General features: G+C 60.7%; 10 protein-coding genes. 9 read left to right on the top strand and 1 reads right to left on the bottom strand.

Going from position 1 to position 10100, the window contains the following annotated elements:
- The 4 genes from AC1XOS_RS15160 to AC1XOS_RS15145 all read left to right on the top strand — a co-directional run.
- On the top strand, positions 1–746 hold a 746-nt coding region (locus AC1XOS_RS15160; protein WP_481963065.1), incomplete at its 5' end, for an amidase family protein.
- A 6-nt stretch (positions 747–752) separates the two neighbouring features.
- Complete coding sequence (gene gltX / locus AC1XOS_RS15155; protein WP_481963064.1) at positions 753–2357, top strand: glutamate--tRNA ligase; 1605 nt, start codon at positions 753–755, stop codon at positions 2355–2357.
- Entirely contained in the window at positions 2338–3078 is a 741-nt protein-coding gene (locus tag AC1XOS_RS15150) for an amidohydrolase family protein (protein ID WP_481963063.1), read from the top strand. The genes gltX and AC1XOS_RS15150 overlap by 20 nt, the downstream gene beginning before the upstream one ends.
- Position 3079: 1 nt before the next feature.
- Positions 3080–3880 (top strand): amidohydrolase family protein, encoded by an 801-nt coding sequence (locus tag AC1XOS_RS15145; protein ID WP_481963062.1) that lies wholly within the window; start codon positions 3080–3082, stop codon positions 3878–3880.
- Here AC1XOS_RS15145 and AC1XOS_RS15140 read toward each other — a convergent pair.
- Positions 3855–4877, bottom strand: a complete 1023-nt coding sequence (locus AC1XOS_RS15140; protein ID WP_481963061.1) for an FAD-binding oxidoreductase — start codon at positions 4875–4877, stop codon at positions 3855–3857. The genes AC1XOS_RS15145 and AC1XOS_RS15140 overlap by 26 nt on opposite strands.
- A 58-nt stretch (positions 4878–4935) precedes the next feature.
- Between AC1XOS_RS15140 and AC1XOS_RS15135 the strand changes: the two genes are divergently transcribed.
- The 5 genes from AC1XOS_RS15135 to AC1XOS_RS15115 form a co-directional block, all read left to right on the top strand.
- The gene (locus AC1XOS_RS15135) at positions 4936–6039 is read left to right on the top strand and encodes a hypothetical protein (protein ID WP_481963060.1); all 1104 of its coding nucleotides are present in this window, start codon (positions 4936–4938) and stop codon (positions 6037–6039) included.
- Positions 6036–6971 carry a 4-(cytidine 5'-diphospho)-2-C-methyl-D-erythritol kinase gene (locus tag AC1XOS_RS15130; RefSeq protein ID WP_481963059.1) on the top strand — a complete coding sequence of 312 codons (936 nt, stop codon included), beginning with the start codon at positions 6036–6038 and terminating at the stop codon, positions 6969–6971. The genes AC1XOS_RS15135 and AC1XOS_RS15130 overlap by 4 nt, the downstream gene beginning before the upstream one ends.
- A gap of 4 nt (positions 6972–6975) precedes the next feature.
- Positions 6976–7749 carry an NTP transferase domain-containing protein gene (locus AC1XOS_RS15125; protein ID WP_481963058.1) on the top strand — a complete coding sequence of 258 codons (774 nt, stop codon included), beginning with the start codon at positions 6976–6978 and terminating at the stop codon, positions 7747–7749.
- 129 nt (positions 7750–7878) lie between these two features.
- The gene (locus AC1XOS_RS15120) at positions 7879–9552 is read left to right on the top strand and encodes a ribonuclease J (protein ID WP_481963057.1); all 1674 of its coding nucleotides are present in this window, start codon (positions 7879–7881) and stop codon (positions 9550–9552) included.
- A 64-nt stretch (positions 9553–9616) separates the two neighbouring features.
- On the top strand, positions 9617–10100 hold a 484-nt coding region (locus tag AC1XOS_RS15115; RefSeq protein ID WP_481963056.1), incomplete at its 3' end, for an AAA family ATPase.

Here is a 10100-nt window from a genome sequence, read left to right as displayed (position 1 = left end):
CGGGAAAAGACTACAGCGGCGCCATGGTTGCCGGGAGCCTGAAGGGCAAGCGCGTCGGCATCGCCCGCAAGCGCTTCTTTGGCTACCATCCCGCGACCGACAAGCTTGCCGAGGACGCCATCGCGGTGCTCAAGAAGCTTGGGGCGGAGATCATTGACCCGGCAGACATGCCCACGGTGAGCACTTTTGATGCTGATGAAACCACAGTGCTGCTCTACGAGCTCAAAGACGGGCTCAATCAGTACTTTGCAGAGCTGGCCAGCACGCCTGTAAAAAACCTCAAAGAGCTGATCGCGTTTAACAATAGCGTAAAGGCCAAGGAGCTGCCGTTCTTTGGGCAAGAGTTTCTGGAGCAAGCGCAGGCCAAGGGGCCGCTGACCAGCCCAGAGTATCTCAAGGCGCGGGAAAAATGCCGGAAAGAGTCTCGTGAGCAGGGAGTTGATGCCGTGATGAAAACGCACAAGCTCGACGCTCTCTTCGCCCCGACCCAGGCTCCAGCTTGGCCCATTGATCTGATCAACGGCGACCACTTTCTGGGGAGCGCCACCAGCCCCGCCGCCGTCGCAGGCTATCCCAGTATCACCGTCCCGGCGGGCCATGTCCACGGCCTGCCCGTCGGGGTTGCGTTCTGGGGTCGCGCCAACTCCGAGGCCACTCTCCTCAAGATTGCCTTCGCCTTTGAGCAAGCCACCAAGCACCGTCGCGCTCCCACCTTCGCGGGCACGGCAGATTTCGGGGTATCATAGGCAATCGTGCCAACTACTGATTCTTCTGATATTTTCATGGGCCGCGAGCCGCGCCGGGTGCGCACGCGCTTTGCCCCTTCCCCGACCGGATTTCTTCACGTCGGAGCGTTTCGTACCGCGCTGTTTTCCTACCTGCTTGCCAAGAGATATGGTGGGGATTTTCTGCTACGCATCGAGGACACTGACCAAAAGCGCTTGGTGAAGGGCTCGCTGGAGCATATTATCCAGTCGCTGAATGCCCTCGGAACGCCCTACGACGAAGGCCCGGATCGGGCGAGTGTTGCGGCACTGCCTGAGGCTTATGGAACCGTAGACCCGGCGCTCCTGCCCGAGAACGGCGGGGCGTTTGGGCCGTATATCCAGTCGCTTCGCAAAGCACGCTACACGGAAGTTGTGGAGTCACTGCTGGATGCGGGAAAAGCTTACTGGGCCTTTGAGACGGAAGAAGAGCTGGCGGGCAAGCGTGCGGCCTGCGATGCCCGCAAGATTCCGTATCGCTACGATAGGCACTTCCGCGACTATGACTTAGCCGAGGCTCGCAAGCGCGTGGCCGACGGCGAGCGTGCCGTGGTGCGCCTCAAGATGCCCACGGAAGGCCCGATCCGCACGGTGGACTTTCTGCGCGGTGAGACGCTCTGGGACGCGAACACCCAAGACGATTTCATAATCTTAAAAGCCGATGGCCTGCCGCCCTATCACCTAGCGGCTATGGTGGACGACCACGACATGGAGATCAGCCATGTGCTCCGTGGCGAAGAGTGGATCAGCTCGACTCCCAAGCACGTCAGTGTCTTCCAGGCCATGGGCTGGGAGCCCCCGATCTTCCTGCATACCCCTGGCGTTCTTGGCAATGACCGTAAGAAGCTGGGCAAGCGCAATGGTGCCAAGCCCTTGCTCGGCCCGGTGCCGGAGTTCGATAAAAACTATGTCCCCACCGGTGAGTTTCTGATCGGCTATCTCAACCAGGATGGGATCTTGCCTGAGGCGCTCTTCAACTTCCTCTCTATCTGCGGCTGGTCTCCGGGCAATGACCGCGAGGTGATGACCCGTGAGGAGATTATCGAAGCCTTTGATATCTCGAAAATCTCGCCGTCGCCTGCGATCTTTGACCTGGAAAAGCTCCAGTGGATGAACGGGGTCTACATTCGCAGCCTCTCCCCAAGTGCGTTTTACGAGAAAGCAAGGCCCTATCTGCCTGAGGGACTTGATGCCGACTACGCCGCCGCCGCCATTGCCTTGGAGCAAGAGCGGGTTAAGGAGCTACGCGAAGTGCCTGAAGTGACGGACTTTTTCTTTTCTGAGCTGCCCGAGTACAGCGAGAGATCCGTGGCAAAGTGGCTCAAGGGCTCTGGTGCCTATCTTGCGGAGCTGGACAGTGCCATTGCGGCGCTTCCTGAGTGGAGTGTTGCGGCCATTGAAGCAGCCGTTCGCTCGGTGGCGGCCAGCCATAAGCGTGAAAAAGGCGAGGCGACCCACCCGGTACGTGTCGCCCTCACGGGCCGTGAGGTGGGGCCCGGATTGTTTGAGCTCATGGCCGTTCTGGGCAAAGAGCGCCTCGCCGTGCGGTTTAAGAAAGCAAAGGAGTTAGCAGATGGCGGAACCGATTCTTGATTTGTACACCCTCTTTGGGGCGATGCCTCCCCGTGGCGCGGAGCCGGGTACCAACACTCTAAAGAACATGATGGCAAAGTACGGTGTGGCAGGGGCGGTGACTCTCTCCACCCGTGCGATTTTTCACTCCCCATCGGCGGGGAATAAAGAGACCCAGGTGCGCTGTGGGGAGTCTGGGGGGACTTTGCTTCCCGCTGGCGTGCTCGATCCGCGTGTGGCCCAGTCGGACACTCTCTTGACCGGGGCACGCTTGATCTGTCTGTTTCCCACAACCCAGAAGTGGCCTATCGTCTATGCCCCGCTGGAGAATGCGCTTAAGGCGCTGGCAGGACGCGGCGTGAGGGTGCCGATTCTCTTTGAGGCGACCCAGCCCGGTGATGCGACCCAGCTTGCGCGCCTGGTCACCGCAACGGGCTATACAGGCTCTGTGGTGTTCTCCGGGCTAAGTGGCCCGGCGTTCTCCGAAGCCGTCGCGCTGGCCCAGGCCGAGGAGCGCTACTTGCTCTGCACCGACGCGCTCCGTGGGGTGGGGGAGATCGCCTATGCCGTGAGTTTAGTTGGCGCGAGCCGGGTGGTCTATGGCTCGGGCGGTGTGGCGCGTGGCTCGGTTTCAGCGTCGCTTGCGGTGGCCAAGGTAGCAAAGCTTAGTGACACCGACCGTGAGCTGGTTCTGGGTGGGAATACGAAGCGGCTGCTCGCCGCCGGAGGGGCGGTAGCGTAATATGGCAGAAGAGATCATCGATGTCCACTGTGGCTGGGGACCAACCCCCGCAGCCCCGACCTGGAACCAGACCGAGACCGTCCAGAGCACGCTGGCAGAGCGTGGCATCACGATGGCCTGTCTCTCGTCGCTCTTGGCCCGTCGCTACGATCCCATTGGAGGCAACGAGACTGTCGCTGATACGCTTGCAAATCCAGGGAGCCCGGTTAAGCTTCGTGGCTGGCTCGTGGTGCAGCCCGCCCAGCACGAGGAATCAAGCGCCCAGATGCGGCGTCACCTGTACTCTGAGAACTTTGTGGGAGCGGCTCTCTACCCCAATCCTGCGACAGGTGAGCCGGTGGCCCTAGAGTACTCGCGTGAGCTGCTGATCCTGATCCGACGTTATAGCAAGGCGCTACTGATCGAGACCCCGACGGCCGAGGCGATGTGGCACGCGGTGGAGATTGCCGGCTTTATGCAGGGCGTCAAGATTGTCGCTTCGGGGATGGGCGGCGAGGAGTGGCGTGCCGCGATTGACTTTGCGGTCAAGCCGTCGAACCTCTTCTTAGATATCGCGGGCTCGCTGGCTCCCGAGAAAATTCGCTATGCCATCCAGGCCATGAGTGGGGCACGCAAGCTTCTCTTTTCCTCCACCGCTCCGGGTTGCGATCCTGCGGCGAACTTGGCAATGATGGATGAAGCAGGCCTCTCCTCCGATGAGCGTGAGAAGATCCTGTTTGCCAATGCCCATCGCGTCTTTGGCTGGGGAACCGGTAGTGTGGACCGTCCCGCTGATGTCACGCTTTCCGCGATGGGAGGATAAGCTCTCTAAGCTCCCGATAGCGCTGCTCGTCGCCGTGAAGCGTGAAGGCAAGCTCTAGGGTCGCTCCATGTGGGGTGGGGTGCGCGACCTCGATATCGAGGCTCGCCACCCGGCCCTCTAACACATTTCTCAGGCGCTGGCAGGTCTCTGAAACAGAAGACCAGGGGGCTTTCTGGCGCATAAAATCGGCGAAAGTGTCTGACTGTGCGTTAGCGCTCCAAAAATCACTTCGCTGGCGGCCCTCCAGCCAGCGCTCGCCATCATCGGGGGAGGCAGGTATGCCGCCAAGCTGCTGGCAGACGGCATAGGCCATCTGAAAGTGCCCTGTCTGGACAACCTCGTCCCCCTCAAAGGCAAGTAGAACCCGCTGTGGCGCTGTTATTCTTGCCAAGCTGGGCCTTGCATCGGAGCGGTGGATCAGGCGCAGGGCATCGCAGGCATCGTCGAAGTCTCCGAAGTCAAACACCGCCCAGGCACGTGCCTCGGGCTGAGGGTGCATTTTTAGGGTCGCTTCCACGATAATCCCGCCGACCGTGTTCTGAGACAGCACACTCTCACGGAAGCTGCCGTAGCGCCCCGTAAAGAGCCCATGTGCATCCGTGGCAATGCAGCCGCCCACCGTGGCCAGATTCGCACTGCCTAGCACGTGCCCCGTGGTGTAGCCATGCCGAGCGAGCTGATCTTCCAGGGCGCCCACTGTCTTGCCTGCCCCCACTGTTACGGTAAGGTCCTCTTCGCTCCAGGAGAGCTCGGTGAGGTGGCTGGTGTCTAGGGCAATATCGACAGACGCAAGCTCGCCTGTCCCGCTTCCGCCGCCCATGGCACGAAGACTCTTACCCTGCGCCTCGGCCCACGCCACAAGCACAGCAACCTCGTCGGTGCTTTGTGGTTGTGCAACGGCATCGCAGAGAAGGGGACGTATCTTCAGGTGCGGCGGGAACCAGGAGCGCGAGGCACTCTGTCGGGTTTCGAGATCGGTCAAAAGCTCAGGAGTCACGTCTCTGGTTGTACCTTATCGGAAGTCGCAATCGAGAGTCGCACGGTACAATGAGCGCATGAAGTTTTTCGCCGCCCCACAGGACCTTCCCATCAACCCCGCCAACAAAGAAGCGCTCAGTGAGCTTGGTACGGGGATGGAGCTGGAGACTCTGCCCGGGGGATTTTTGGTCGTCGCGCCCTCCACCACGATGCTGGGAAAGGCCGAAGAGGAGCCCAACTACGGGCTGAAGCTCTCACGACAGATCGCTGTCTATGCACCGGTTGTCAGTGGCGGCTTTAAGCAGGTGGTCGCGGTGCGCCACGACTCCAACGACCGTGCGTTTGCGCTTAAAGTGGCGCGGCTAGCAGGACGACTGCTGAGGCTTCATAAAGACCGTGTGGGACAGGAGGCGACCTACCCGCAGGGCGAGGAGATCGCCAATGTCTGGCTGACACGGGTCAAAGCACCAACACGGGCGAGTGCGGCGGCGGAGACCAAGGCACACCATGTCTATCTTTTTGAGATTGCGGAGCCGCGTCCGGAGATTGAGTGGGCGCGGACAATTGCGCATGAGTGGGGGCACTTGGTGCTACTGGCTGCGCGTGGCTACAAAGACCCTGAAAATGATGCGGCAGGCTTTCTCGGCGAGCGCTTGTTTCTCAAGTGGCTTCGTGAGGATGTACTGGCGCTCCCGCGCAAGACCGATGACTTCTGCGAGGCGGCGGGTTTACAGCTCTACTACAACCGGCAGATCGCGCCGCTCATGGCTCGCTACAGTGCTGCTGGCCCCGCCGATAAGCGCCTCAGGCAGCTCAACACGGAGGGTATGGACTACTACATCGGGATGGCTCTCGACACCGATGAGGTCTTTGGCTCCAAAGTGATTGGGTTTGCGCTCTACCACCTGGAAGACACGACTCCTGGGGCGCTGGTCAATGCCGTGCGCAATGGAGTTTTCCTCCAGACCGAGCTGAGAGTGAAGCTTCCTGCCTGGGTGCCACTTGCTCCGGATATGTACTCCGTCAGCGGTCCTGCGGGGAAAGTGATGCTAGATGTGCGCCCCCTTGACCCAAGCAAGCCAATTGCTTTTAAAGTGGCCGCGCCCGGCTATAAGCGCATGAAAGCCGTCTCGGGGAGTATTTCTTCCGTTGTCCTGCGCCGGGGCACGCCCAAGAAATGAGCCTTCCCTACAAAGCGGCCCTAAGCTCGCCGTGTAAGCTCAACCTGACGCTGGATGTGGGGCTGCCACGCCCGGATGGTTTTCACGACATTGACTCGCTCGTGGTGCTTCTCTCCGCCTCCGACGAGCTAATGATCACCGTCAAGCCCGGCCCGCGCCAGGTGAAGCTGATCCTCAAAGACCGCCGTCCGGATGCCGTGGCTATCGAGCCGATTCCCAAAGGTGTGGAGAACCTCGCCTACAAAGCCGCTCAGCTCGCCCTGGACACGCTTGCGCCAGAGCAAGAGCTCCAGGTCTGGATCACGCTTGCCAAGCGCCTCCCGGCTCAGGCCGGACTCGGGGCGGGCAGTAGCAACGCCGCCACCGTGCTCAAGGCAATCGGTGAGGCGCTGGAAGCGCCGATAGAGGCGCTTTTTCCCCTTGCCGCGCAGCTCGGCTCCGATGTCGCGCTGTTTCTGAACCCATCCCCCGGCCCCTTCCCTCAGGGCAAGGAAGGCGAGCTCAGAGGGCTGGTGCGGATGCGAGGCCGTGGAGAGATCATCGAACCTGTTGCGCTAAAGATCCCCAAGTTCTACGGCGTGCTCGCCCGCCCCGCCATCGGCGTGCCCACGGGCCCGGCCTACGCGCTTCTCGACGCACTCCCGAATCGTGCGCCGGGCACTGCCACTCTGCAACTGATAAACTCCCCCTTCGCGGAGCCGGAGGGGGCTGGGGGGAGGCTGTCCAATGACTTCGAGGCCGCGGTGCTTCCTGCCTACCCGGAAGTGGCGGCGCTCCATGCTGCCCTCACCGATGCAGGAGCCGTGCGTGCGCTGCTCTGTGGCTCGGGCTCGTCGGTGTTTGGGTTGACGCGGGATCGGGCGCATGCACTGGAGCTGGTGAAGAAACTCGCAGGGAAAATCGCGTGGCTGAAGCTGGTGGAGAGTCTGTAACTTTATGAGTATTGCTGCACTGGTGCTGGCAGGAGGCGCTGTTAAAGAAAAACACGCCGCGTCTTGGGAGCCGCTACTCCCGCCGGGGACGCGCAACCGGGCGCTGCTGGAGTTAAATGGCAAACCGATGTATCAGCACGTCGTCGAGACGCTCCAAGCGACGCCGGGCATTAGCCGGATTTTATTGGCGGGCGACGTGCCCCTGCTGCCTGGCTGTGTTGCTGTGTCTGGTGGTGAGTCGATGGTGGACACGCTCCTCAACGGTGTTGCGGCGCTCAATGCTACGGAGATGCGCTTTCTGGTCGTCACCGCCGATATTCCGTTTCTCACCCCTCAAGCCGTCACGGATTTACTTGCCGATTCCCCGGAGAGCGCGGACTTTGTCTACTCGATCATCCCCGCGAAAGTCTGCTACGACGCCTTCCCCGAGATGCGCCGCACGACCCTGAAGCTTGCCGAGGGGGAGTTTACGGGAGGGAACCTGGTCGTTCTCAACCCCGAGTTCTTGCGCACCAAAGAAGCCGTGGTGCGCCACGCCTACGCGCTCCGCAAGAATGTCCCGGGCCTTGCCGCCTTGCTCGGCCCCAGCACGATCCTGCGCCTGCTCGCCTCCCGCGTCGCACCATCGCTGCTCACGCTCCCACAGCTCGAAGCCGCCGTCAGCCGCTTGCTGGGTGGCGCAAGTGCCCGTGCGATTGTCTCCAACCACGCTGGGGTAGGAGCGGATGTGGATCACCCCGAAGACGTCCCCCTAGTGCGAAGGTATTTGGGAAGCTAATCAGGCCAGTGTGTGCCTGTTGCGGTGAGGCTCTAAAGGCCCTGCTGGGCGTGGGTTGTGGGGGGCTGAGCGAAAATCTTTAGGGGCGGTATACTGTCGGTAGTATTTTCTGACTTAAGGAGTCGCTTTTTGGAAACTCTGCCTCCCGGCAAGCTGCGTTTTATTCCCCTTGGTGGAATTGGTGAGATCGGTAAAAACCTTTATGTCTATCAGGTTCTGGACCAGTTATTGGTCGTGGACTGTGGGCTGAAGTTCCCCGATGAGAAGATGTTCGGGGTAGACCTTGTGCTTCCCGATGTGCGCTGGCTGGTTGAAAACCGCGCTTCGATCCAGGCGATTGTGATCACGCACGGCCACGAAGACCATATCGGGGCGCTCTCGTTTGTGCTGCCTCAGCTCGGAAACTCGGTTCCTGTCTATGGCCCCGCTTTGGCGCTGGGGCTGGCGAAGAACCGGCTGGGGGAGAAACGGCTTTTAGACAAGGTCAAGCTGATCGAGTACAGCGCGGATGATGTGCTCCAGCTCGGGCACTTCGTGGTCGAGCCGATCCGCGTCTCCCACTCCATCCCGGATTCTTTTGCGCTGGCGGTTCGCACCCATGCAGGCACCGTGGTGCATACTGGCGACTTCAAGCTGGACCAGACCCCGGTAGACGGCCTGCTCTTTGATATCCCCAAGCTCGCTCGAATCGCGGAAGAGGGCGTGCTCGCCATTGTCTCCGACACGACGAATGTCGAGCGCACGGGCTATGTCCCCTCGGAGCGCATCGTGGGCCAGACCTTTGACCGGGTGATCTCCGAAGCGCCGGGTCGCGTGATTATCGCCAGCTTCGCCAGCCAGATCCATCGAATGCAGATGGCCGTGGACTCCAGCAAGAAATACGGACGAAAAATAGCCGCCATCGGTCGCTCGATGGCGCAGAACATGGACATGGCCGCCGCTTTGGGCTACCTCTCGGTGCCCGAAGGCATTCGGATGCGTGCCGATGATATCAATAGCAACAAGCCCGAGCAGGTGACGATCCTCACCACGGGGAGCCAGGGCGAGCCACTCGCCGGGCTCTCGCGCATGGCGGGCGGCGATCATCGGCAGGTGACGATCCAGAAGGGCGACACGGTCGTGCTCTCGTCGTCTCCGATTCCCGGCAATGAGTCGGCGGTCTGGAGTGTGGTAAATCGCCTCTTTGCCCTCGGGGCCAACGTGATCTACGATGCCCTCATGCCCGTGCACGTCAGCGGCCATGGGTACTCCGACGAGCTCAAGCTGGTTCTTAACATCACCAATCCCCAGTACGTGATTCCGGTGCACGGCGAGCGCCGCATGCTTCATCTCTACAGCAAGTACGCCCAAGAGATGGGCTGGTTGCCTGAGGATGTCTTTGTTCTGGAGCTAGGCGATGTGCTGGAGCTAGATACAGAGAAGGGCGAGGTTGTGGATCGGGTACCGTCGGGGGCGGTGCTTATTGATGGTGACACAGGCCAGGAGATCCATGAGCTGGTTCTGCGAGACCGTCAGTTCCTCGCCAATGATGGCTTTGTCAATGTGGTGGTGGTGCTGGACTCGGAGACCAGTGAGCTAATCGGTGGCCCTGAGTTTCTCTCGCGTGGCTGCTTCTACATGGACAGCGCCGATGAGCTTCTCTCCGAGGCTGCGGAGGTGGTAGAGAAGCTGCTGGAAGGCGAGGGAGATGCCCCCCGCGAGCCCGAAGCGCTCCAGGGCGATATTCGCAATGTCCTCAAGAAATTCTTCGAGAAGCGCGTCGGTCGCCGCCCGGTGATCCTCGTCTCCGTCATGCGGGTGTGAGCTCCCTCCTCTCTCCCCCTCCTCCCAGGATTGGGAGGAGGGAATCTGGTAAAATGCACCGCTTATGCGCCTCAAACGCCTGACCCTTCATGGCTTCAAGACTTTCGCGGACAAGACGGAGATCGAGTTCGTCCCTGGTGTCACCTGTATCGTCGGGCCGAACGGGTCGGGGAAATCGAATCTATTAGATGCACTGGTCTGGTGTTTGGGGGAGCAAAAAGCCTCTAACCTGCGGGCCGCCAATGCGCGCGATGTGATCTTTGCAGGCTCGTCCAAGCGCAAGCCGATGGGCATGGCCGAGGTCACGCTCACGGTAGACAACGAAGATAGATTCCTGCCGCTAGACTTCTCCGAGGTCAGTGTGACACGCAGAATCTACCGTAATGGCGACAGCGAGTTTCTGCTCAATAAAGTCGCGTGTCGGCTGAAAGATATCGCGGACTTATTCACCGACACGGGCGTGGGCAGAGGAGCCTATGCCATTGTCAACCAGAGCGAGATTGATGGGATTCTCTCCGCCAAGCCCGAGGACCGGCGTGAGCTTTTCG

Source organism: Armatimonas sp., assembly GCF_964826245.1.
The sequence above is the reverse complement of the archived record's forward strand: the minus strand, read 5'-3'. Positions and strand labels throughout refer to the sequence as shown.

Excerpts from the sequence above, each read along its gene's own strand:
- AC1XOS_RS15145 (WP_481963062.1), top strand. The coding sequence starts at position 3,080 with ATGGCAGAAGAGATCATCGATGTCCACTGTGGCTGGGGACCAACCCCC.
- AC1XOS_RS15150 (WP_481963063.1), top strand. The coding sequence starts at position 2,338 with ATGGCGGAACCGATTCTTGATTTGTACACCCTCTTTGGGGCGATGCCT.
- AC1XOS_RS15130 (WP_481963059.1), top strand. The coding sequence starts at position 6,036 with ATGAGCCTTCCCTACAAAGCGGCCCTAAGCTCGCCGTGTAAGCTCAAC.
- AC1XOS_RS15135 (WP_481963060.1), top strand. The coding sequence starts at position 4,936 with ATGAAGTTTTTCGCCGCCCCACAGGACCTTCCCATCAACCCCGCCAAC.
- AC1XOS_RS15125 (WP_481963058.1), top strand. The coding sequence starts at position 6,976 with ATGAGTATTGCTGCACTGGTGCTGGCAGGAGGCGCTGTTAAAGAAAAA.